Annotated in this window: 20 protein-coding genes and 1 pseudogene; 15 read left to right on the top strand and 6 right to left on the bottom strand. The window is 63.2% G+C overall.

Annotated features, from left to right (window positions below):
• The first annotated feature begins 121 nt into the window (after positions 1-121).
• The 10 genes from BN1263_RS14165 to BN1263_RS14120 all read left to right on the top strand — a co-directional run bounded on the left by BN1263_RS14165 (position 122) and on the right by BN1263_RS14120 (position 14,171).
• Positions 122-496 (top strand): hypothetical protein, encoded by a 375-nt coding sequence (locus BN1263_RS14165; protein ID WP_005408966.1) that lies wholly within the window; start codon positions 122-124, stop codon positions 494-496.
• A gap of 56 nt (positions 497-552) precedes the next feature.
• Positions 553-789, top strand: a complete 237-nt coding sequence (locus tag BN1263_RS14160) for a hypothetical protein (protein WP_232282028.1) — start codon at positions 553-555, stop codon at positions 787-789.
• A 2-nt stretch (positions 790-791) separates the two neighbouring features.
• A complete protein-coding gene (locus BN1263_RS14155) occupies positions 792-2,759 on the top strand; it encodes an SPRY domain-containing protein (RefSeq protein WP_260832965.1) in 1,968 nt (655 codons plus the stop codon).
• Between the two features lie 2 nt (positions 2,760-2,761).
• Entirely contained in the window at positions 2,762-2,989 is a 228-nt protein-coding gene (locus tag BN1263_RS14150) for a hypothetical protein (RefSeq protein ID WP_058981993.1), read from the top strand.
• Entirely contained in the window at positions 2,983-3,744 is a 762-nt protein-coding gene (locus BN1263_RS14145; RefSeq protein WP_260832964.1) for a hypothetical protein, read from the top strand. The genes BN1263_RS14150 and BN1263_RS14145 overlap by 7 nt, the downstream gene beginning before the upstream one ends.
• A 58-nt stretch (positions 3,745-3,802) precedes the next feature.
• Entirely contained in the window at positions 3,803-4,129 is a 327-nt protein-coding gene (locus tag BN1263_RS14140) for a hypothetical protein (RefSeq protein ID WP_058981989.1), read from the top strand.
• 72 nt (positions 4,130-4,201) lie between these two features.
• The gene (locus BN1263_RS14135; protein ID WP_058981987.1) at positions 4,202-8,791 is read left to right on the top strand and encodes a tape measure protein; all 4,590 of its coding nucleotides are present in this window, start codon (positions 4,202-4,204) and stop codon (positions 8,789-8,791) included.
• Positions 8,792-8,797: 6 nt separating this feature from the next.
• Positions 8,798-13,135, top strand: coding sequence for a carbohydrate binding domain-containing protein (locus BN1263_RS14130; protein ID WP_080398829.1), 4,338 nt, complete (start codon positions 8,798-8,800; stop codon positions 13,133-13,135).
• Positions 13,136-13,186: 51 nt separating this feature from the next.
• Positions 13,187-13,486 (top strand): hypothetical protein, encoded by a 300-nt coding sequence (locus tag BN1263_RS14125; protein WP_058981980.1) that lies wholly within the window; start codon positions 13,187-13,189, stop codon positions 13,484-13,486.
• A gap of 1 nt (position 13,487) precedes the next feature.
• Complete coding sequence (locus BN1263_RS14120) at positions 13,488-14,171, top strand: hypothetical protein (protein WP_058981978.1); 684 nt, start codon at positions 13,488-13,490, stop codon at positions 14,169-14,171.
• 51 nt (positions 14,172-14,222) lie between these two features.
• On the opposite strand, the gene BN1263_RS14115 is transcribed toward BN1263_RS14120, so the two are convergent.
• Positions 14,223-14,888 (bottom strand): SOS response-associated peptidase, encoded by a 666-nt coding sequence (locus BN1263_RS14115; protein WP_058981976.1) that lies wholly within the window; start codon positions 14,886-14,888, stop codon positions 14,223-14,225.
• Positions 14,889-15,168: 280 nt separating this feature from the next.
• Between BN1263_RS14115 and BN1263_RS14110 the strand changes: the two genes are divergently transcribed.
• From BN1263_RS14110 to BN1263_RS14100, 3 genes and pseudogenes are all read left to right on the top strand, one after another.
• Complete coding sequence (locus tag BN1263_RS14110) at positions 15,169-15,462, top strand: hypothetical protein (RefSeq protein WP_058981974.1); 294 nt, start codon at positions 15,169-15,171, stop codon at positions 15,460-15,462.
• Between the two features lie 236 nt (positions 15,463-15,698).
• Positions 15,699-16,202 (top strand): hypothetical protein, encoded by a 504-nt coding sequence (locus tag BN1263_RS14105; protein WP_058981971.1) that lies wholly within the window; start codon positions 15,699-15,701, stop codon positions 16,200-16,202.
• A gap of 279 nt (positions 16,203-16,481) precedes the next feature.
• A pseudogene (locus BN1263_RS14100) lies at positions 16,482-18,062 on the top strand (site-specific integrase).
• Between the two features lie 96 nt (positions 18,063-18,158).
• Here the strand turns inward: BN1263_RS14100 and BN1263_RS14095 are convergent.
• From BN1263_RS14095 to BN1263_RS20525, 4 genes are all read right to left on the bottom strand, one after another.
• Positions 18,159-18,893, bottom strand: a complete 735-nt coding sequence (locus BN1263_RS14095; protein WP_144435367.1) for a hypothetical protein — start codon at positions 18,891-18,893, stop codon at positions 18,159-18,161.
• Positions 18,878-19,795, bottom strand: a complete 918-nt coding sequence (locus tag BN1263_RS20530; protein ID WP_144435366.1) for a hypothetical protein — start codon at positions 19,793-19,795, stop codon at positions 18,878-18,880. The genes BN1263_RS14095 and BN1263_RS20530 overlap by 16 nt, the downstream gene beginning before the upstream one ends.
• Positions 19,792-20,799 carry a Fic family protein gene (locus BN1263_RS14085; RefSeq protein ID WP_058981966.1) on the bottom strand — a complete coding sequence of 336 codons (1,008 nt, stop codon included), beginning with the start codon at positions 20,797-20,799 and terminating at the stop codon, positions 19,792-19,794. The genes BN1263_RS20530 and BN1263_RS14085 overlap by 4 nt, the downstream gene beginning before the upstream one ends.
• 1,007 nt (positions 20,800-21,806) lie before the next feature.
• Positions 21,807-22,952: a hypothetical protein gene (locus tag BN1263_RS20525; RefSeq protein WP_058981964.1), complete on the bottom strand. Its 1,146-nt coding sequence runs from the start codon at positions 22,950-22,952 to the stop codon at positions 21,807-21,809.
• Between BN1263_RS20525 and traD the strand changes: the two genes are divergently transcribed.
• Together traD and BN1263_RS21020 are read left to right on the top strand one after the other, a co-directional pair.
• Positions 22,833-23,144: a conjugal transfer protein TraD gene (gene traD / locus BN1263_RS20150; protein ID WP_144435363.1), complete on the top strand. Its 312-nt coding sequence runs from the start codon at positions 22,833-22,835 to the stop codon at positions 23,142-23,144. The genes BN1263_RS20525 and traD overlap by 120 nt on opposite strands.
• Positions 23,141-23,638: an ankyrin repeat domain-containing protein gene (locus tag BN1263_RS21020; RefSeq protein ID WP_080398827.1), complete on the top strand. Its 498-nt coding sequence runs from the start codon at positions 23,141-23,143 to the stop codon at positions 23,636-23,638. The genes traD and BN1263_RS21020 overlap by 4 nt, the downstream gene beginning before the upstream one ends.
• Before the next feature lie 124 nt (positions 23,639-23,762).
• On the opposite strand, the gene BN1263_RS14070 is transcribed toward BN1263_RS21020, so the two are convergent.
• Entirely contained in the window at positions 23,763-23,999 is a 237-nt protein-coding gene (locus BN1263_RS14070) for a hypothetical protein (RefSeq protein WP_144435362.1), read from the bottom strand.
• Between the last annotated feature and the right edge of the window lie 11 nt (positions 24,000-24,010).

Here is a 24,010-nt window from a genome sequence, read left to right as displayed (position 1 = left end):
GCGTCAACGGCGCCCACCCAGGCCCGCTCCGGCGGGCCATCTCTCTGACAGGGCGCGCGGATCCTCCGCGTGTTAGCCGTGCGCGGCCCGCGCGCCCTGTCGCCATTCAAGGAAACGGCCAATGAGCAAGACCAACGACACCCCCCAAACCCAGCCGCAGCAGCCCCTGAGCGTCCTGCAGTCGTTCACCAACCTGGGCATGTTCGCGTCCAAGGACGTGCATGCCGACACCATTACCCTGCCCAATGGAGCCAAAGCGCAGTTCCACGTGCGCGAGCTGCCGGATGCGGAGTTCCGCAAGCTGTGGGGTGAAGGCGACCGCGCCAAGCTGATCGCAGCGACCATCTGCGACGAGGACGGCAAGCCGGTAATGAACGTGGAGCAGGCCGCCCAGCTCAAACCGCTGGTTGCCGCTGAGCTGCAGCGCGTCGCCATGAAGCATTCCGGCTTCGGCGAGGATGCTGCGCAAGCCCAGGCTGACGCGGGAAACGGCTAAGGCAGCGCGGCGAGGACTGGTTCTGGAAGGTCCTCGCCGGCCACCTGCATCGCACGGTGGCGGAGCTGCAGGCGAGCATGTCGCGCCGGGAGTTCCTGGAATGGTGGGAGTTCCACAAGCGGAACCCCATCGACCCTGTGAGCCTGTATATCAAGCCCGCTGCCTTCGCCGCGTATATAACCGCCTCGCACAGCCAGGGCGGAACAAAGCGCTCCTTTCAGCACTACCTCGACGCTCTCGTGCCACGGTCCGATGAGGACGAGGCGCAGGACTGGTTCGATGGACTGGGATGACCATGACCGACACTTTCGGGCGGTTCGCCGCCACGCCCATTGGTCCGTTGCTCGCTGCGCGAGATGGCGGGCTTACCCTGGCCACCACCGGCGCCACCACGTTGGCCAGCCACGCGCGCTCTGACTTCGGCCTTGATGCCGGGACGGTGGGCGTGGAGTTTGCGGTGTGGGGCGATGACGCCCTTGCGGCCCTCGTAGGCTTCGCCACGGGCCCGGCTGCGCTGAACAAGGCGCTGGGTGCAGACCTTGCCAGTATCGGCTGGGACCTCGCCGCCGGGCGCCTGCTGCAGGCTGGAGGAGCGATCGCCACTGGCCTGCCGGCGGTGACTCACGGTGACATTGTCGGGCTGCAGGTCGTGTTCTCGAACCCTCGCCAGCTGCGGCTCTACCTCAACGGCGCGCAGATCCTGGTGCGCGAGCTGCAGCTGTCGGGGCCGCTGTTCTTCGCCGCGTCACTGGCCGCCACCAAGGCGGGCGGGCTGTGCCTCGCGGTCAACGCAGGGCAGTGGGGGCCGCGTAGCGAAGCGGCTGCAGCCGGTTGGCGGCTCCCCAGCTCTACCGCCAGCCCCACACGCTTGGCCGACGTGGACTGGCTGTCTGCGCCCGGCGATAGTCCGGCGAACGTTCGCTACGAGGGGTTGGTGGCCGAGGGCGTCAACCTGATCCAGGAGCTGGCGTTCTGGCCGTGGGGCGGTGACCCGGTGTCCCAGGCCGCGGCCGCCGAGTGCGTCGTGGTCGATGCGGAAGGTTTGCTGGACGGGATGGCGGGCACTGGTGCCTCTGGCAGCTCGGTGCAGATCCTGCTGGCGCCCGAAAACGGGATGCGGGCCGACGCGGTCCCGGCCTTCCGTTGCGCGATCGAGCAGATCGAGATCAACGACGACGGCACCAAGACCCTGCACCTGCGCGACGCACACGACTACCTGGACGAGACGATCAACCGCGGAGTTTTCCTGCCGAACGTCCCGTCGCTGGCCTGGAAGCCGCAGCCGGTAGTAATCGGGGCAGTGGCCAGCGTCCCGGCAATGGGCGCCAACTCGGATGCGACTTCAATGTTCGTGGCCGACAGCCGGGTCTACATCGATGCGGTGATGGATCGCGGTGACCTGATGGAGGACGGCACCTACAGCGAGGCTCCGGATGGGCAGCAGCTGCTGATGAAGTCGCCGCCGGTAACGCCGGTGGTGGCGGACGCCTCCAGCATCGGAGCGGGCATGCTGCCGGCGCGGTTGGAGCAGGCGGTGGGGGACGTGATGGCCCGGTTGGGCCGAGCGGCGTGGTCGGCCAGCGACTGTGCGGATATCGACCACGCCACGGGGTATATGGGCATCGGCTACTACGCAGGAACAGCCATGACCGGCCGCGCTGCGCTGAATGCGCTACTACCCAGCTACGGCGCCGGCTGCTATCAGGATCCATCTGGGGTGCTGCGCTTCGTCCGCGTGACCGCGCCCGAGGATCATGCCGGCGCGTTCGCCTTCGATCTGTCGGAGGATGATCTGGCCGCTGACCTGGTCATGGTGCCCGATGATGCTCCGAACCTGACTCGACGCATGGCCTACCGCCCCAACGGCCAAGCGCTGGGCGCGTCAGACCTGGTCACCGACGTTGTCGACGTGCCGCAGTCCAGGCGCGACGAACTGACCGGCCTTTACCGGGGGCAGGTGTATGGCGCTGGTCCGCTGCACGCCCACTACCAGCGGGCAGAGGCGGCTGACCCGGTGATCTCGTTGTTCTGGCATGCGGCCGACGCGCAACAGGAGATTGATCGCGTCCTGGGCCTGTACCGGGTGCAGCGCCACTTCTACCAGCTGGCGGTGCGTGGTGATCAGGACTTGGCGCCCCTGCCGGGACAGATCGGCCGGATCACCTACGGACGTTACGGCCTCGACGACGGCAAGCCGGTGCTGGTGCGCCGTGTAGAGCGCAACCCTGCCACGGGGGACGTGGTGCTGACGGTGTGGGGCTAGCCATGCAAGACGTTCGCCAATTCGATGTAGTGGTCGCGAAATTCCAGCCACGCCGCCAAGACGACCTGGTGCCTGGGGCCTCGGACCTCATCGGTCAGGAGGCCAAGTGGAAGGCGTGCTGGTTGATCGAGGAAGGAGAGTATGCCGGCGAGTGGGCGATGACGATGCTTCCTGAGAACGGGAAGCTCAGCCCGTTTGCATGGGTGCCGTCGGGAGATCTTGAATGTTGATTGGATATGGCATGCCGGCAGTCGCGACGGTGACCCTCACCGGTGGCACGTGGTTGAGTGCGGACCAGGGCTCGGCGCTCTTCGACGGAAAGCCTGGCAGGGCGTCGCGCATCCGCCGCACCAGCTCGCTGGCGATCACGATTACCCTGGCCGAGGCTGTTGTGCCGGGGATCATCGCGATTCTCGGCCTCAATATTCCGCCCGGCGTCCAGGTGAGCGCGGCCGGAGCCACTGGGACCACCGTGCGTCTGCCTGACGGCAGCGTCTGCGCCTGGCTGTTCCCCCAGGCTGCGGCGTTGGTCTCGACGGTGTCCGTGGAGATTGGCACCACCGCGACGAACGTGGATGTGGGTGAAATTGCGATCTTCCAAGCGGTCGACGTGGGGATTAGCGACGGGTGGGCTGTGGCTATGATCGACACGAGCGCCCACACGCGAACGAAGGGAGGCCAGGTCAACACTGTGCCGGGGCCGTTGTATCGGAGGCTGACCTGCACGCTGTCCGGCCGGTCCACGCCGGTTGTGCGTGGCAACGGACTCGGCGGCATGGACTGGGAAACGATCGGCGCCGCATTGGCGGGCCGTCGTCGTTCGTGTGTTGTGCCCCAGTACCGGGATATGAGCACAAAGGCGTTCGATTCGGCTCTGGCGGCACGGTCCGCCCTCTACGGTTTCCCGACACAGCTGCCATCGGCGGAGAACGTCAGCCGGCAGTACTTCACCGGGTATATGGAGTTTGAGGAAATCCCGGCATGATTTTGTTGTGCAGGTTGCTCGCTGGCACAATCCCTATCTCAATGAGCAGGGAGCGGCAATGATTGAACACACGAGCAAAGTCGATGTTCCGGACGGGGATCCCCGGCCAGAAAAGCTGCCGGCCAAGGCTGGATCTGCGCTGGAGGACGTGGGCCGATTGATGGTGTTGCTATCGCTGGTTGCGGGAGTGGTTGGCGTGTTCGCGTTTGGGCGTGTTCCCCGCATCGCATCGTGGGGTGGGGTTTCCCACGACTGGAATTTTCTCAACGTGTTCGCGGTGGTGCTGAGCACAGGATGGGCTCTTGCCATGTCATGGGCCGTTTACCGATTGGGCACTGCCCTCTGCTGGCTTGAGCGTATCGGGAAGAAAGTCGAAGTTGAGTAGTGATCGGGCGCAAAGCCCGAAAACCTGTAGCCCAAGGCCCGCCCAGTGCGGGCCTTTTTTATGGACGAAACCATGAGTCTGTACACCCTCACTGTCGATCTTCTTTTGAAGTCCGGATCGTTCGAACGGGACAGCGGCAAAGCTGCACGAGTCGTTCAGCGCGACATGTCGAGCATTCAGGCGGCCATGTCTGAGTCTGCGCGACGCGGTGCCGACGACGTGGCGGCAGGGTTCCGTCGCGTGACGCTTGAGGCGGTCGGCATGGGCTCGGCCTTGGCCGCCGTCAAAGCGACAATCAGCCGGGCTGACGAATGGACCGGCATGAGCAACCGTATCCGCCTGGTCACTGCCTCGCAGGCCGAATTTGTTGCTGCCCAGCAGGATGTGGTCAGGATCGCCAAGGCGACCTATCAGCCGTTGGACGCCACGGCGAGCCTCTATCAGAACCTGGCAATGGTTCAGGATCGGCTAGGCGTAACAGGCGCGCAGACAGCCCGGATCGTGGAGACGGTCAACAAGACGATTGCCATGTCCGGTAGCAGCGCCGCTGCGTCGGAAGGCGCGCTGACTCAGTTCGGCCAGGCGTTGGCGGCAGGTACGCTACGCGCCGAAGAGTTCAACTCGATGGTCGATGGCGCATCCAAGCTGGTGCAGACCATCGAAGACGGCATGGGCATTGCCCGTGGCAGTCTCCGCAAGTTCGTGGTGGATGGCGGTGTCGCGGCCGATCAGATCGTCAGCGCTCTGCTGAAAATGTCGGACGGCGTTGATGACTCGTTCGGAAAGATGCAAGTCCGCGTCTCGCAGTCGATTACCAACCTCAACACCAACCTGACCGAGATGATCGGCAGGGCAGATGAGGCAACGGGGGCTTCCCAAGCGCTTTCTGCTGGCATCACGGCGCTTGCCAACAATTTGGAGATGGTGGCGGTTGCTGGCGCTGCGGTAGCTTCGGGCCCACTGCTCAAGGCCCTATTGGCGCGGGTCGCTGCAGCTAACGCAGGGATGGCAGCAGATCGGGCCGCAGCCGCGCAGAACGTCGCTGCGGCGCAGCAGCTCGAGCTACGGACCCGCGCGGCCATGCTTGATGCTCAGGCGGAGGTTCGTCGCGCCGCTGCGATCGGCGGAAGTGTGTCGGTCAGTTCCAAAGCCGCTGCCGCAACCTTGGAGCATCGGCAGGCCGTACTCCTGCTTGCCCAGGCACAAGGACAGGCTGCCGCTGCGAATGCAGGGTGGGTCGCCCGTGCAGGTGCATCTACCCTCGCGATGCTTGGAGGCCCGGCAGGTATCGTCACGATGCTGGCCACCGCTGCCGCCGGGTGGTTGATCTTCCGCGACAACACCGCGATCGCATCGGCTGCGCTGATCGATTTCGGTGGTGCGGCTGACACTGCCATCGAGAAGTTCAAGACCCTCAACGCCCAGATGCAGGCCGGCGAGATCCTTCGACTGCAGAAGGAGATCGACGAGAACTACCGGACCATCACCAGCTCGATTACGGAGATGGTCGCTGCGGCGACGAACTTTGCCACCGCGAGCCAGGCTTCAGAGTTCATCCAGGAAACGCAGCGGCTGGATGCCGCCTTTAAGGCCGGCAAGATTGGCGCCGATGAGTTCTCCAATGGTCTGGAGGCAGCATGGCGAGCAATGATCGCTGGCTCGCCAGCTGCTGCCACCGTGGCCAAGAGCCTCACGGAAGAGACCGCCGCCGCTGCGACTGCTGGCAGGGAGGTCGATCGTAAGCGTGCGATCCTCGACGCCTTCACAGGCAGCAGTACTCAGGCGAAGAGCGCAACTGACGCCCTGTCGGGTTCGTTCAACGTTCTGGGAGACTCGGCAGGCGCGGCTGGCAAGCGCATCGCGTCGGCAATGCAGTCGCTGCCGGGCCAGCTCGCCCGCGTGGGCAAAAGTGCTGCCGAAATTGCAAAGCTGGACGTGAATGACTGGTTCAAGGAGGCCCAAGCCAGCGGCGTCGACTTCTCCAAGCGCGATGACCCCAAGGTCAAGCAGTACATCGAGCAGGGCGCACAGTACATCCGGCTCCAGACGGAGCTGGCCGCAGCGCAGAAGAACTTCACGGAGTCGCGCAAGGCGTCGGCAGCCGCTGAGCGCGCAGGCGCCAAGGATCGAAAGGCAGACGCGGAAGCGATCAAGCGCTACAACGAGCAGGCTGCAATGGCTGCGGCAACGATGGCCGGGCCGCTGGCCGAGGCCACTGAGCGGCAGAAACAGCTCGAGGACAAACTGAAGGAAGCGCTGAAGGAAGGGCGCATTGAGCGGGCCGCGTACAACACGCTGGTCCTAGAGTCGCAGAAGGCGTTGGAGCAGTCCAGCGCGGAGATCAAGAAGGCGCTGGCCAGCCCCGAGGCGCTCCTTGCGACCATGGATGCCGAGGTCGCCATGCTCGGCAAGGTCGGCCGTGCGCGCGAGCTGTCCCGGCGCGAAATGATGAACGAGCGGGACATGCGGCAGGAGCTGCAGAAGGCGGTAGAGGCCGCTGGCGGCAAGGAGGCCCTGGCGCTGTCCAAGGGGGCAGCGAGCTACGAGCAGTACGAGAAGGCCATGCTGGACGCCGCCCGAGCATCGGCCGACCTGTCGCTGCGCGTGGAGGAGGCTGCTGCCAACGTTGAGGCATGGGCCGGCGTGGTCGTCGACGGCGTCGGCGATGCCGCTGACGCCATGTCCGACTTCGTCGCCAGCGGCATGCGCGACTTCGACAACCTGTGGGACGACCTGAAAGATACCGCCAAGCGCGGGCTGCGTGACCTGACCCGCGAGTTCCTGCAGCAGAAGATCGTGATCCCGATCCAGACGCAGATCCTCAACGGAATGAACGGGCAGGGCGGTGGCTTGAACCTGCAGAGTCTGATGGGGTTGTTCGGCGGCAATGGCTCTGCGGCCGGCGGCCAGAACGTGAGCACGGTGGCCGGGCTGCTTTCCAAGGGCCAGGGCCTGTTCGGGTTCGGCCGTTCCGCCGGGGCCGCAGCGGGAACCCTGACAGGCTTCGGCGACGTGACCAGCATGGCCGGGATGACCGGTTCCAGCTTCTCCGGGTTGATCGGTGGTGGCAGTGCAGGAGCCGGCGCAGGTGCGGCGGGTGCAGGCGCTGCTGGCTCGGCAGCGGCGGCGGTCCCCATCATCGGCTGGATTGTCGCCGGCATGATGAAGAACGCCCAGTTGTTCGACCAGGGCTGGAACATCGCCAATGGTGAGAGCTGGGCCGGCAAAATCGCCACCGCCGGGGCTGTCGGCTTGGCCGACAAGGGGTTCCGCGCCTTGGGCTTCAACGACAAAGTCGCGTCGATCCTGTCCGGCTCCAGCATCCACGCGAAGCTGTTCGGTCGGCAGGCTCCCAAGGTCACCGGGCAGGGCATCACGGGTAGCTATGGCTTCGGCGGATTCGATGGTCAGAGCTATGCCGATATCAAGGCCAAGGGCGGTCTGTTCCGCAGCGACAAGAAGTGGACGCAGTTCGGCGCGCTGGACCCCGGCATCGATCGCACGTTCGATATGGCCGCGCGCCAGGTCCGGGGCGCTGCAACCGATCTGGCCAAGCAGCTGGGTGTGGATCTGACCCAGAAGCTCGGCAGCGTGAAGGTGGACCTGGGGAAGCTCCAGTTGTCGGCCGACTCCACTGAGGCCAAGGCGCAGCTGGAGGCATACCTCAGCGACATGACCAATCGGTTGTACACCGAGGCGGTCAAGGCGGCGGGGTTCGGTGGCCAACTCGACGGCTACTTCGAATCGGCGGACGTCTTCACCGCGCTCAGTGCGTCGATCGCGCTGGCCGTTGGCAACGCCGATGAGTTGGGCCGGGCGCTCAATGGCCTGGAGGTCGACAAGGTCAACAAGGCGGTCGACTACTTCCAGGATCTAGCCGCCGTTGCCGGCACGGACCTGGCCACCCAGGTGCAGAAGGTGACCGGGCTGCTCGGGAACTACGCCAGCCTCATGGCCGACGTGAGCACTCAGCTGATGACGGCCAACCTGACGCAGTACCAGTCGCAGGCACTGTCGATCGAGCGCACGTATCGCCAGCAGGTGAAATCGGCGAACGACTACGCCAAGGCGCTCGGCTTGTCTGGCGCTCGGGCGGAGGACCTGGCCAAGATCGAGGCGCTGCGTGCCACCAACATGGGCAAGCTGCAGGCGCAGATCGACAAGGACAAGAAGGCCATGCAGTACGGCCTGTCGATCAGTGACCTGTCGCCGCTGACGGACCAGGAGAAGCTGGGCGAAGCGATGAAGGAGCTGGAGCGGGCGGTGTCCGGTGGCGACACCAGCGCCGCGCAGGCGGCCGCTCAGGCCGCACTGGGCTTCGGACGGAACCTGTACGCCAGCGGGCAGGACTACAACAGCCTGTATGGCCGGGTCACCGGCCTCATCAATGGCATGAAGGTCGGAGATCTCAATCAGCCTGACGGAACCAGCATGGGTGCGCTGGCCGACGCCATCGAGGCGTTGCCGGACAACTTCAGCCGGGCCGTGTTCGACCTGGTCGTGAACAACGACGCTCAGACGCAAACCACCGCCGCCATACAGCAGAGCAACGCTCTGCTCGCCGAACAGAACCAGCTGCTACGCCAGCTCGTGTCTACCACTACCCAGGGCGTACGCAACGCGAGCAGTTCAGCGCTGCGCGAAGCACTCAACGCGAGGTAATCAGCAATGCAAGCAAGGAAACTCACGCTGGTAGAAATCGGCGTGGGCGGGCTGCCGTCCGCGTCTCCGGTGGCGCCGCGCTTTTCCACCTGGTTCCCGGTGCCCTTCAAGGCGCCGGACGTGCCGCCGGCGAACGGGGTCAATCCCACGCCGGTAGCCGACGGCGTCGTGCTCGAATGGGACGCCGTTGATCTGGAGGGTGTGATCTACGTCATCTCGCGCAGCGAGAGCCAGGACGGTCCTTGGACGGAGATCCACCGCACCACCGAGACGCGGTACGTCTACAGCGACGGCAGCGGGAAGACGTGGTGGTTCCAGATCACCCCGACCGTACGCGGCAAGACAGGCACCGGAACCGTAGTGGGCGTTGTTCCGCCGACTACGTCCAAGGACCTGGCCGAACAGCAGGCCAAGCTGGCGGCGGAGATCAGTGCCCGCATCCAAACGATCGCGGACGAGGCGGCGGCTCGCGCCGCCGGCCTGGCACAGGCCGCACAGGACTTGGTCGCCGAGGCGCTGCTGCGGCAGCAGGGCGTGACTGAAGCCATGCAGGCGATCAGTGCCGAGGCCCAGGCGCGGATTGATGCGCTCCTGAACGAGAAGATGGCGCGCGAGGCGGCGATCAGCCGCGAGGAGCAGCTGCGGCAGAGCGCCGACGAATCGTTGGCGCGCGCGGTGTCGGAGGTTGCGGCCGGCAGCGGGACGCAGTTCGACAGCATCAAGCTCTGGCCGTTCAATCAGACCATTGAAGGGTGGACGGGCAACGGCGCGCCAACCCTCGTGGATGGCTGGCTGCGGCCCGCCAACCACGCCACCGCGCCCTGGGTGCAGTCGCCGGTGGCCTTGGCCGTAGACGGCAGCGCGTACCGCTTCGTGAAGCTGCGCGTGAAGCGCGTTGGCTCGCCGACGTGGAACGGATTCCTCCAGTGGATCACCACCACGGACCAGGCATGGAACACGCAGAAGCGTGTGGCCATCCCGGAACCGGCGTGGGACGTGAACGGCGTGGCCACCGTCGACGTGCAGGACATTGCGTGGTGGCCGGCCACGGTGGATGCGATTCGCCTGCAGCTGGGGGCGGCGCAGACCGTCGCCAACTACTACCTGATCGACTACATCGCCGTCGGTCGCCCGCAGCCCGGCGCGTCGGTGGCGTTGGTACAGGAAGAAACCCAGGCGCGTATCACCGCAGATGCCGCCGAGGCTCTCCAGCGCAACACGCTGGCCGTTCAGATGCGTGGCAACTACACCGGAACGGATCCGCTTCAGCTGACTGCAGGGCTGGCCTACGAGGAGCTGAAGGCCCGTGTGGCTGCGGACTCGGCGCAGGTGCAGCGCATCAGCACGATGGAGGCCCGCATGCCGGCCGGTGCCGGTTCGCTGGCAACTGCTGCATCGGTTACGGCGCTGCAGGAGGCGACCGCCACCACCACGAGCGCGCTGGCTCAGTCGATCACGACGATCAACGCCACATTGCCGGCGCTGATCTCGCAGGGCAGCAACATGGTCCTGAACGGCAGCTGGGATCAGGGTAATACCGTGGGCTGGTCGTACAGCAACATGGGCGGCGTCAGCATTGTGGCTGAAGGTCGAAACGGTAAGTGCCTGAAGGTCACCGCACCCAGCGGTAGCCGCAGCATGACCGCAAACGGTGCCACGGACCGCAACATCCCGGTCGTAATGGGAAAGAAATACCGTATCAGCGCCTATTACAAGACCGATGCGGCGTACAACGGGACCAGCGGCAACGGCAAGATTCGTATCGCCAATCAGGATGATGGGCTGATCGCAGGGCTGGCGTTCGCTGCCAATCGTACCGAGTGGACGCGTCTGGAATCCACCGTCACCGCAACCACCATCAGCGCACTGCGCGTGTACGTCAACAGCGATCACACAGCTGGTACGTTATGGGTTGACGACGTTGTGCTGGAGGAAGTGACCGAGCTGCTGGCGAATGCCCAAGCGATCTCGGACCTCAGCACCAGCGTGACGCAGCTGGGTGACACGCTCACCTCCCAGGCTGGGCAGCTGACTTCGCTTCGCAGCGACCTGACCAGCGTTTCCGGCAAGGCGGACGCCAACGCATCGGCGTTGCAGAACCTGACCACCCGGGTGACTACCGCCGAGGGCAAGATCGATTCCACCTCGACCAGCATCACCAAGCTGCAGAGTGACCTGTCTACGTCGATCCTCAGCGGCGCTAACCTGATTCAGGACGGAAGCTTTGAGACGCGTAAGGCGGGTGACGCCTATGGCATAGGGCGCATCACGGACACGTTCGCGCGTTCCGGGACCAAGGCTCTAAGCCTGACCGCCACGGGGGCGATCCGTGACGTGTCCCTGATCGAGTTCCGTACGAACGGCAGCCGCGTGTTCTACGCGGAAGTCTGGGTCCGCAACGATCCTGCGAACCCACTGACCACCGGATCGGGTGACGGCACCGTCGGACTGCAGGCTACCGTGCGCCGCAACAATGGCACGGTGGCCTATCCGAACGTCCAGGTGATTCCTGCAAAGAACGTCGGGTCGGAATGGACCAAGCTATCTGGGTACGTGCCCGTGGGGGACGACGTTTGGAGCTTCATCGTCCGTGCCACAATCCGCGGCGGGGTGACCAGCGGCGACGTGATCTACGACGACGCGTTCGTCATCGACGTAACCGACGCGTACACCGCCCAGCAGGGGGTCAACGCCAATGCCGATGCCGTGACCGGCCTGACCACCCGTGTTACGGGCGCAGAGAACAAGGCGGCGGCGCAGGCGGAGCAGCTTACCGTCCTGTCCAGCACCCTTAATGCATCCTTCAACCGAGGCGAGAACCTCAACGTCAACGCGATGTTCGACGGTGACATGGCGCCGTTCGTCAAGGGGAACAGCAATCAGCAGAACGGTGATGTGACTTGGGTCTCTGGTGGCGGACAGCAGGGCAGCGCAATTCAGATAGTGCACAAGGCAGGTGCAGCCGGCTCGCCGTTCGTTTACGCCAACGGCGGTCGCTGGGTTCCACTGAAGACGGGGCGCACCGGTCGCAAGCTGCGCACGGTGATCGTCGCCAAGGTTGTGTCCGGTGGTGCAACGCTGACCGCGCGCTGCCGGGCTCGGGATACCACAGGCGAGGGCAACAACGACCAGACCACACCGAACCTCACGAGTTCCTGGCAGCGTTTTGTGCTGGAGCACCCAGTGGGCGACGCCCGCACTGAGGTAATGAGCCAGGTGTGGATCACCAACCGCGGAACTGGCGACGCAACGGTCCTTGTCGATCGCATTGAGTTCTACGACGTGACCGACGAGCTACTGATCAGCGCCAATGCTTCGGCAACGGCAGGGCTGACCACGGCGGTGAACCAGCAGGGCAGCAAGCTGGACGCAACCGCGCAGGACCTGGTGAGTCTGAAAACGCAGGTGGGGGACGTCAACGCCACGGCCTTCAGTCAGATGCAGTCGACCGTGCAGCAGCACGACGGGAAGATCAACGCCAATGCAATCGCGATCCAAGGGGTGCAGGCGGGACTCGGTGAAAAGGCTGACGCTGCCGTGGTGCAGACCATGGAAGTCCAGGTTCGGAACCAGGGTTCGGGCGGCAACCTCTTGTCCAATTCCACGTTCCCGAACTGGACGGCGACGCCGTGGGCATGGCTGGCACCGGGGGGGTTTGGCAACTTCGGAAACACTTCCGGCAACGCGAACTACATTCCGCAGGGGATGACCAGCGCGCTGTCGGCGATGCGGCCCGGGATGTGGGCAAATGGTTCGAACGCCTTTGCCACCGCTGGAGATACCCTGCCGGCAGAGGCGGGAAAGACCTACTGCATTTCGGCGGTGGTCAACTCGCACCGTTGCCGGGTGCTGTTCTATGCCGAGTTTCTCAACGGATTGGGGCAGATCATCGGCAGCGTCGGCACGCCGAATATGGAACCTGCAGGCTTGACCAGCGGGCCTATCTCGACCTTCCCGCGCGGGTTCGGCATCGCCAAGGCACCATCGGGAACCGTGTCAATGGTGGTGCGCCTGCGCATCCAGGGAATGGGGCAGGCAGACCCCTATTTCTGGATCATGCGGCCGATGCTGTCCGAAGTGGCCGAGGGTGCAACCCAGCCGCCCACATGGTCACCGGGCGGCAACGAAGCCAGCGCCCGCTGGGGCGTGGACGTTCGAGCGGACAAGAAGATCGCAGGCATCGCCTTGGCAGCAACGGGAGAGATCAGCTCGTTCGATGTGCTGGCAGATATGTTCCGCGTCTCGTCTTCTTCGGGTGGCCAGCGCACGGAGTACAGCGACGGGCACTGGCGCACCTACTACCCGAACGGGCAGCTCGCCACGCGCATGGGCTGGTGGCAGTAGCAAAGGGCGGGAGGCGCCAAGGCCCTCCCGCCAATCATTAGGGAGCATCGCATGCCGGCAGGCATCCAGACCTTCAATCTCGACGGGTCGCTGGAGATCGACTACACGACCCGCTTGGGGCTTTTCATCGGCACGATTCAGACCGACTCCGTGCACGGTAATTCGACGTGGGTAGGGCCGCTACCACCTGGGGATTTCCTCTTCTACGTGGTGCCTCCGCCTGCGCAGCCTGGCCGCACGCCAACCGTCTGGTACTCGGATGGCCGGGTCTACTGGGGAACGGATGTGGATGCCAACGGGCAACCAGTCTTCTCCCTGGTCCCTGCAACTGTGCTGTACGGAGTGCACTGATATGCCAGCAGGCTTTGAGGCGTACACCCCATCTGGAACAGTGCAGGTCCGCAGCGACCTGCTCAACTTCCACCTGCGCCACAAGTTCGATATCAACGAGGCGGGCGCCGTTGCCTACCAGGTGTCGGGGATCGTAGTAACCCGGTACGTCACGCGTGACTTCCAGGCCAAGAGCCCGGTGGTCGCGGTCACGGGTCCGAACAACAACTTCGGGCTCAGCGTGATTCTGACCAATATCGGCGGCAACAACTGGCGCGTGTCAGCCTACACAGGTTCATCGTTGGTGTTCGGCACGGTGTGGGTATACGACTCGGTTGTGACTGGAACGCCGGGCAAGACCGGCATCGAGGTCTACCGAGAGCACACCGGCGAGCTGGCTTTCGCTTCTTGGGCAAAGCCCCTTCGTATCGTAGGCGTGACAACCGCCCCGTTCGGGGCGGCAGAGGGGGCCTACATGCAGGTCCCGGCTGGTCGGCGCTACGCTGTGATCTCGTCTCGTTCGTGCCAGCGGATCGAGCGTGGTGTGGGGTTCCGGTTGACCGGGCCGCAGGGGGATGGAACGGGCGCAGCGGGGTCGGGACGCTTCTACTATGCCGGCGCGACTGCCCTGATACCGCAGTCAGACAACGCCACGCAGTTCAGTGCATCCGGCCACTTCGTGCTGATCGACGTGACCGGGCATTGACTTCGTAAAGGCAGCGTCCAGCCGCAGGTTCCGTCGTGCTTCGGTTGAACGCTATGCCACGGGTTGTAGTAGATCCTCGCGGTTGTTCCGCGGCGTGTTCACCGCGCGGGTCACCCGATAGGCTTCCATCGCCGGCGGCTCGCTGGCCAGCAGCATCGCCATCGCATCGTCTGGACTAGCGGCCATCCACTCATCGATCTGGCCGGCATGCAGCCACACCGGCATGCGGTCGTGAATGTCGGCCGAGACGCCGCTGCTGTCGCCGGTGATGATGGTGAAGGTGCCCAGGTTGCCGTCGGGCAGCAGGGGGCTGGTGTCCTCCCACAGGCCGGCGGCCAGCAGCGGCCCGGTCGCGTGGATGAACCACTGGTCTTTCTTCCCGTCCTCGGGGCTGACCGACCATTCGTAGTACCCGGCCATGGGGATCACGCAGCGGCGCTTCTTGAACGCCGACCGGAAGGCGGGCTTGGTGTCCACCGTCTCGATCCGCGCGTTGATGGTTGAACCCTGGAGTCCCTTGGCCTTGGCCCAGAAAGGCAGCAGGCCCCACGCCAGCCGGGTGACCTGCCGGCCTTCGCCCCGGTCCAGGATCACCGAGGCGCGCTGCGTAGGCGCGAGGTTGTAGCTGGGCTGGATCTCGGCCAGGCCGGGGGCAAGGTCAGCCAGCCCCGGCTGGCCGAAGTCGATCACGGGGAGCTGGACGAATCGGCCGCACATGGCCGGAGGGTAGCCCGGCCGGCCGTGCCCGGGGCGTGTAGGGACAGCCCGACCCGACAAGGCGAGGTTGCCCGATGGTGTCGGCGGGGCAGGGCGGGCATCCTGACTTCGCCGGATCCGGGGCCGCAGGCAGCTCAACCCGGGGGCGCGTGAGCAGCGCCGCGCCGGCACCGGGGCTAGTTGGAAGAACCATATGCTGTTTCCGCGTAGTTGGTGCCAAGTGGGCTCCATGGCGCTAGCATGGCCCTAGAGCACCTGACCGAGATGGCCGGACTGGATCATGGAAGAGTTGCCAAAGCGCAATAAGAAGCCCCGCCGTAAAGACGGCTTCCCTTGGAAGAGCTTCATCGCCGTGGTGGTGATCGTCAGCGTTGTCCTTGCCGTAGCCGAAATGGCACGGATTGACCGCGAGTATCGATTGCAAGCGAATCGCCAAGCAATTGAGGCCCTAGAAGGCGTGACCCAAGATCCGGCGTTTCAGGTAAGACAGGCGCTGGAACGGGCTCAGGCCAGCGACGCGGCCTTGAGAGAGCAGGTCAAGGAAGAGTCGCGAGCTACGACCGAAAAGAATTGAAGGGCCGTGTTGCATCAGGCCGGAAGCGCCTGAGCCTCGCCGCGCCGGCACAGAGTCGAGTCAGGCTCGACCCTCCGATTCGGGCAAATTGACGATTTCGTCAAATCGCCGGTGCGTGGCTTAACAATTGCCCTTCCGCAATAGAGCTGAGCCCAGGCTCGGCTCTGCCCGAACGATTCAGGCAGGTCGCCGCCGCGTTCGCAGGATCTGCGACTGCCGGCCGTATCCTTCCGGCCATGCATTCCTCCCACGGCTTCCGCACCGCCCCAATTCCATCTGGCTGGGTCCAGACGGGTGAGCGCTGGGCGCTTTGGTACAACGGCCGGGAGACAGCCAGCGTCACGCCCGACGGCGGTCCCGGGGTGCGGCTATGGATGGAAGGCCAGAAGATGTGGCATGTGAAGCAAGTCCGCGCCGCCAACGTCCGGCAGGCGAAGCGCTACGCCGAGCGCTGGTGTGCCGCCAGGCTGTATCCCGAGCTGCCTCTGCGTGAGGCGGTCGCCCGGCTGACCGACAGCACCCCGATCCAGCCGGAGCCGCCATTGCCCGGCCTGCCTCCGACCCGCGAGCAGCGGCAACAGGCCAGGCGTCTGGCCGAGGCCGGGGCAAGGGAAATCGAGCGGATCAAGGCAGCGCTCGAACCGCGTAAGCCGCCGGCAGAGACGAAACCCCGAGCGAGGGACGTCCGCACCAAGGCGTGGCTGAGGGCAGGACTGGAGCAGCTTCGGCGGAGCGTCTGAGAGGTTCGGGCGCGCTCCGCAATTGCTGCGGATGTTGTGTTTCTCTCGGTAAAAATGACCCTGCAACTGGGCGCATTGCGGAGCGGAAATCAGGAATAACCCATTGAAGCGCATGTATTCCTGACGAGCTTCCCAAGCTACTGACGTGGGTTCGATTCCCATCGCCCGCTCCAATCAACACCGAGATCCGCGCTAAGTGTCTGGAGGCGCGAGGGTTTTTGGATTGGATAACGGCCTCTCAAACGACCTTCCTGGGTATCGTTTGAGGTATCGCCAAACATGCCAAAGCCATTGCTTTTGGCCAGACCAAGCGGGGTCTATGCCCGTTTTCTCGTCCCGAAAGACTTGCGAGCATTGGTTGGCTCGCGCTTCCTCGTTCGTCCGTTGCACGCTCCCTTCGGAGACGTGGCCAGGCTGGTCGCTGCCCGCATGGGCATGGCACTCTCTCAGGCATTCCAAGCATTGAGACAGGGGCAGGCGGTGGACATCGACGAGGTGTTACGCAGGGTGCGGCGGAATGGCGTTCAACAGCTGATCTTGAAAGGGATCACGTTCCCCAACGGCGCGGGCGTGACCGAGGTGTAGATCAAAACGCCGGAAGACATGGCGTTCTGGCGCGAGACCCTCGAAAAGATGGCCAGCGCCGATCCAGTAGAAAGCATCGGCCTGCTTCCTGAGCATTTTCTGCTCAAGCAGCAGGAGACGCATGCGAAGAGGGAGGCGACAGGTCGTTCGGTTGGACTGTCACTGTCTAAGGCCATCGAAAACCACCTGACGGATCTGACCAACGCGAAGTTGCAGCCAAAGACGATTCTGGAGAGCCGTCACACGTTGCGGTTGTTTGCTGGCGCGGTAGGGGAAGATCTGCCTGTGTCCGAGCTTGCGCAAGATCACGTGCGCGAGTTCTTCAGCGCAATTCGATGGTGGCCTTCGAATGCATCCAAGCGGCCTGCTTACCGAGGAATGCCGGTGCTGGAGGTGATGGCCTTGGCAAAGGCCAACGATGAGCCCGAGCCGGCCGCCTGGACCATCAAAAAGCACCGCCAGCGTCTGTCGGTGTTCTTTATCTCCTTGGTCGAGGCCAAGCGAGTGGAGGTCAATCCATTGGCAGGCGTTCGAGCGGTGGCGACCCCAGACGAAGAAGACAGGGGATCTCCCTTCACCGACAGCGAGTTGGGCGCCATTTTTGGAAGCGCGTTTGTTCCCTGGGCGTCGAAGTATCCGCATCGGTGGTTTGGTCCGATGCTCGGGCTCTACAGCGGTGCTCGGGTCAACGAAGTGGCTCAGTTGCAAGTGGATGACATCGCAACGGTCGATGGCGTTCCCGGATTCTACGTCCGGGTGGTGGCCAGGGGCCAACGGATCAAGGGCAAGCATTCGCGCCGTTTTATTCCCTTGGCGCAACCCGTGCTGGAGGCCGGGTTCCTGGACTACGTGCAGGAGGCCAAGGCCGCAGGCCATGTGCAGTTGTTCCCCAATCTCCCGAACAGCACCGGTCTGGGATTTGGCAGGCAGCTGTCACGCCAGTTTTCCACCTACATCAAGCGGCAAGGCGTCGAGGAAAAGGGGCAGGGCTTTCACGGTTTTCGCCACACCTTGGCCGATCGCCTCGACGCCGCAGGTGCGTCGCCAGCGGCCATCGGCGCGGTCACCGGACATGCTGCGGGGCAGACGGTTTTGGAGAAGCACTACATTCACCGCTCCACCCTGCCGGACCGCGTGGCGACGTTGGGCAGGTTCTCGCCTCCGGTTGTGTTGCCGCGCTATCAACCGGGGCAGTTTGACTTGGCGTTGCGCTCGGCCGAGCAGAAGCTGCGGGAAGTTGGTCGGCGTGGAGGAAAGAAAAAGGCCCCCAGCTGAGCGGGGGCCTTCCTGAAGCTGAACTGGAACTTCTACTCACTTGCTGGCGCTGGCGCTGGCGTTGAGCAGAGCGGTTACCGCTCTACAAGCCCATGCTTACTCCAGCGGGCGAGGAGAGCGCTCCACGCCGCCTGAGAACGTCTCCAGCAGCCCTGCCGCTCGCTTGTCTGCTGACAACAGTTCAGCGGTGCCAAGTTTCGGACGATCCAGCAGTTCCGAGGCCCTTGAGTCACCCAGCAGGTAGGCAACCTTGAGATACGCGGCGCTATCCACCAAGGAGCCGTGGCTGGGGTCGTCATAGTAGATCTTGGAAAGCCCGTAGTAGGCGAACAGGTTGCCTGATTTGGCTTGCTCATAGAGAAGCACGGAGCCTTCCGTGAACTTCCCGGCTTCCAGAGCAATTCTCTCCGCGTAGACAACGGCGGCCGGCCTATTGCCGGACGCTGCCATCTCTTGGAGGGATTGCAGGCTGGCGGCATGCAACTTGGCGTTCTCCTGTTCAGAGGGATAGCCATGCTGAATCAACCACTGGGCCTCGGCTGGAGAGCGGGCGCTCAGTGGGCCGGCGCTCGCACAGGACGGATCCACCGCAGGGCACAGCCTCTGCTGAATTTCGGCAGATCGATCGGCCGCGTTTACGCCGGCGTTGGAGGATGGCGTGGGCCGTGACGTCTCGCCTTTTGGTGTCTGGTCGCCCTGCTGGGCTTTCTGTTCAGTCGTTTGAACGTCCGCTGCGGGGGAGGACTTGTCCGCGCAAGCGGAAAGTGCGCAGGCAAGCATGGCCACGATTGCGAAGTTTTTCATGCGCTCACCTGTCAAGGAATTGAACATTGCTGTTGGTCCAGTTGCGTCCACCATGTTGAGCACTGGGCATCTTCAGAGACATATTTCCATTTCTCTTTCAGGGATTTCTCCAGCTCAACCGCACCTGCCCCTTGCGGCGTGATGTATTCCTCCACGGGCACGCCGTAGCGACGTGCCCACTCTACGAAGGTCTCAACGAGACCGGGAGCCCCCACCTCATCGTCTATCGCCTTAAGGATGCTGAGACAGTATGACTCAGGAATGGTGATGTTGATGCCAGCCCTGGTCGCACTCGATGCTTGAAGCTGCTGTTCGCATGCATGCATAACCGCGTAGCGAAACTCCCCGGTCGCGCTGTCGAAGTCCTTTGTCAGGTTGGCGTAATTCTGGGTCTGGCGTTCCAGGGCGTCCTTCATAGAAGCCTGAGCGTTCGGATCAGGCGGCACGGTTCGACCAAACCCGTGCGTTCGGCCTTCGCTGAAGGAAATCGCCATCAGGACAGTGGACTTTGCCCCCCAAGAAGCGCCAGGCAAGCGATCTTTTGCGTAGCTGGCCCCCGATGGGAACGGGATGCGCGCAGGGCAGGAGGCGGGCTTCCTGGCAATGTGTTCTGCACAAACCCGCTGTTTCCAAGTGTCTGCTGAGGGGGGAGAAGAGTTGCCCCCACCACCACCTCCTTCGCCTGGGTCGTAGCCCCCAACTCCGGGAAGTGAGGGGGGATCCATGGGGGGGATGTAAGGAGGCGGTATCGCATCAACCGGAGGAAGGTTGGTCGTTCCTCGATCGTTGGTGGTGTCGGCCATGCCTGATTGGGCTGCGAGCAACGACCCGCCCACGATCAGCGATATGCGAAGAATGTCGCGGATCTGGCGTTTGAGGTTCTGCGATGTGGAGATGTCTTCGGGAGTTAACGTCGGTTTGTTCTTCATGAATCACCATCAGTCCTTGGGGGCTTCAAAGCGGGCGATGCGAGCTTCTTGCACGTTCCAATGCATGTTTGAATGGCTTCTTCGAGGTCTCTTTGGGAGGGGAGGGAGGATGCGGCGTAGGTCGAGGCAATTCGCCGGGCCAGCGGTGGGGAACAGTTCTCGCTGACGGCCCGCACGGCGTCTTCGGTCACGGCTCCTGTGAACAGCAGGGCGTCAGTTGCCCTGACGTCTAATTCTTTTCGTGCTTCTTGCCACACGGAGACTAGGGCGCGCGCCGCTGCCAGCCACCGCTCCATCCTTGCGGGCTCGGGCGTGTGCTGCCCGGTGAGGGAGGCGTCGTTCCACGAAGCAACGGTTGCCAACTTGTCAAACATCAGCAGCCAGCAAATGTAGAGCGGGAACAAACTGCGTTTGCGAGCGGCGAGCTTGATCAGCAAGGAACGTGTGATCCGTCCGTTTCCATCGGCCAATGGGTGGATCGTCAGCAGTTGGTGCGCCAGCGCCTCGTCGAGGTGCTCATTGCAGTTGGATTGGTGCTGGGAGAGGGTGGTCAGGAGATTGGCGAGCAGTGGATCGACGACCGCGACCGGTGGCAGCACGAGCACCGCCTCCTTGGGGCCTCGTCCTGCCACCCATGCGCGATCTGATCGAAGCGAGGGTGCCTGGAGGCCTGCTGCGGACGTCAGTGAGGCGATCAAGGCGTCGGTTGTGCGCAGATCCGCTGGGCTCAGGGGCGCGATTGCCTTGTGGGCTTTTTCAACGGCGCTGACGGGCAGCAGGAAGTCCCCGTTGTAAGCTTGGGAGTGAACCCGATTTAGTCGTGACGAAAGCAGCAGGAGCGGGTGAAGGTCCGGCTCCAGGAGCTTGGGCTCGTAAGCCTGCCTCAGCTCAAATGCTTCGGAGCGCAGTGGTTGGGGTTGCGAGACCACGACGCCGTGGGTGCCCCAGATCTGTGCTTCGCCCGCTGATCGGATCAGGGGAGGAGGAATGTAGTGCAGTGTCACGGCGCGTTCCAGGCGAGTGAGGTCCAGCGCGTGAGCGTGCACTGCCGTTCGTTACAGTCGTCACCGTCTTGGCTGAGGTGTCAGTGGTTTGCTTCTCCGCGCAAGAGATCGCAGGCCACGCTCAGCCGAGCTGCATGGCTCAAGGGGCGGGCGGGTGAAAGCGGAACTTGGGGAGAAATTTCGCCCGATCTGCTTTTCGAAAACGGGAAAAGCGTGCACAAGCTTTTCCTTAAACCCCAATAGCTTTGCCAAAGCCCCCCCTGCTTTGCCCTTCGGCTGTCGGGTCCCCTCCGGGTCCCCTCCAGCCGAAGGGCAAAGTCTCCCCTGACCCCGCTGACTAAAGCGGTGGGGTGACTTGGCCCGTGCGTCGGTCCCGTGGCGGCGACCCCCAGCACTTCAGGGCGCGGTGATTCCCTAATCTGCACCGCTTCGACAGGTTCACGCGATCAGTCGCGCCGGGTCCGGGTCCTGTCACCCCCATGCGAGGGCGTCTCTCCGGTGTTGCTTTACTTTTCCCGTGCCCAGGCGCGTTTTTCCTGGGGCTTCTCCTAGCAACGAACCATTGGTAACGGGACCGCGAATGGGAGACGCTGCTGGGGCCAGATTGAGCACTCCCCAGTTACCATCGACATCTGCGTTACCTGGCTGGCGCGAGTTGCCAGGCCATACCGCGCCCTGTGTCCCCTCGCATTAAAACCGGTGCACGCTGGTGATGGTCAGTCCAAGCCCGCACTGGGCTCCCAGGATTGCGTTGTGCACCGCCGGTCACTCCACCGGCACCGTGATACGGCTACCAACGGCCTTTGAGCTGGACAGACTGTGAGGAGAGAAGGAGGAGAGGCTTGCGGTCCATCCAAGGCTTGCTAATGTGTGCTCAAGGGGCACTGCCTGGGCATGTCGTAGAGCTACCTACCTTGCTCGCCTCCGAGTCGATCAAACTCGGGGGCCGTGAACTCAAAGTAAAACGCCCCGGAGCTTTGTCAAGTCCGGGGCGTTTTCTTAGAAGATTACTCAGCTGCTTCTACGGCCCCCTCAGGCAAGCTAGCCGAATTCTTTGATCTTCTACCAGCTTTCAGGTTGATCTTCGCAAAGGTCGTTCCTAGATCTGGAACCTTGTCTAGCGCGGCCTTAAAGGCATCAGAGTTGATGAGCTCATGCCATGGGCTTCCATGGGTTACATCTTCAACCAATCGCAAGGGCGCTTCCTCCAAGCGAGTTAGAGCGGAATTGAACAGCCTATTCTCGAAGTCCTCGTCGATGCGAGCTGCTTCCTTGCGATATCCTTCGTAAGCCTTCGCAACGGAGGATTTGTATCCGTAATCTTCTGCGATTCGGAAACGCTGACCGATCTGCTTTGTTGCGAGCCAAGCAAACCATAGTGGCGCTCCAACACTGACGACAGAAAGAATTATGTGAATCCAAACAATTCCCCAGTTGGGTGAACTGGAGCTCAGCGCATCGGTCAATACCCTTACCCGACTTGCACCAATTGCGGTGCCGCCGCCGAGCGCAACCAACAGGCCGACTACCCAGAACCTCATCGACCAAGCCATTGATTTGGATCGCTGGTCGAAAGCCCCTGCAAGTCCAATCGAGGTTGCGACGCGATAAGCCTCCTCCGTCTGCTTGACCAACTTATCTGCCTCAACAGATTTTTCGCTCATCGTCAGTAGCAACTTCTCTATCTCGTCCCATCTCTGCTGGATCTTTCCTTGCGTTGTGGCTGATTCCGTTGATAGCTTTTCGATCTGACTGCGCGCTTTGCGGAGTTCTTCCAGGTCTGTCGGCAAGGCGTCGGCTGCGTCTGACGCTTCATTGATTAGCGATATCTTTTTCTGAATTGACTCCATTTCTGGTGTCACCTCATCAAGACGCGCTTGCATTGCGCGCACGCGGCGCGCAATTTTTGGAGGCATTAGGCTTGGATCCGTAGCCTCCTGCCAAGAGAGCACAGGCTCCAGCGCCGTTTCAAGCCACGCAAGAGCAAGCGAGCTGTGGGGAACGTTGAGAAGCAAAAACTGAAGTTGGAGCGGATGATCGGAGCGCTGGCCAAGGAGCAAGCCAAGCTGCTGCTCGTCGAACGCGAAGAGCAACGCAAGCGCCGACGTGCAGAACTGAAGCAACGCGAAGCGGATCGCCGTGCTGATGCTCACCGGAAGATCGAACTGGGTGGTCTGGTTATCGCTGCCGGGGTGGACAGTTGGGATCCGGCAGAAGTTGTCGGAGGATTGTTGGTTGTAAGCGAGCAGCTGTTGCTACAACCGACCCGACGCAACGCTCTGCGCGAAAAAGGCATCGCCCATTTGGAGGCGAGGGCTGCCACTCGAAGGGCAGGGCAATCATGACTTGGACGCCATTACACGAGGCCGTGGTCATCGGCGATGTTGCCGCGCTCAACGCTGCACTGGCCGCGACCATCTTTCCTGATCCGCGCGATCGCCACGGTCAGACACCGCTCCACTTCGCCGCCCATCTGGGAAACGTTGAGGCAGTGTCCGCGCTGTTGCTGGCCGGTGCTTCCCCGAATGCACGTGATCGCCATGCCCAGACCCCGCTTCACTTGGCAGCACGCTCAGATCATGTTGGGTCTTCCGGACCCGCCGCGGCGGCTCTGGCGGCGCTGGCCGATGGGCGCCCCTGGACGTCCGTTCACGCCACTAGGTTCCTGGAGGCGTGGGAACGGCGTGACCCTGCCGCCACGTGTGCGACGCTCCTTGCCGTAGGCGCCGAGCCAAACGCTCCAAATTGCCGACACGAGACACCGATCGGTCTTGCTTATCCGCGGGCCATGAAGGCCTTCGTTCCCCGAGCCAACGGCAGTCCATTGGATCCCGCTTAGATGAGGTCATCCCGTGCGCTTCCGGCGATGCTCATAACGGCTTTGACAGCCCTGCAAGCCAGAGCGATGGCCGCTGAGAACGTCTCAGCGACCATTGTGCCGACGGCCCCGCAGGAGGTGGTCGCTACGGAGAAAGGGCTTCCTTTGCTATGGAGAGCTCAACGCTGCCGTCGCAATCGATGAGGGCAATGTATTCTTTTCCGTTCGCTTGGAAGTTCCATCCCCACAAGCGGCTGTCCGCGTTGTAACGACGGGTGCCGTCGAGGAACGTTATGTCGCTGCGTGCTACGTCTTTGAGGGGAGGGAAAGTGTTGCCAAGAACGTAGTGGACGACCTGCTCTCTCTGCTCTTCACTGCTCATGTTGGGACAGT

Origin of the sequence: Stenotrophomonas thermophila, assembly GCF_001499715.1 — a bacterium.
GTDB lineage: Bacteria > Pseudomonadota > Gammaproteobacteria > Xanthomonadales > Xanthomonadaceae > Stenotrophomonas > Stenotrophomonas hibiscicola.
This window is presented reverse-complemented; position numbering and strand designations above follow the sequence as displayed.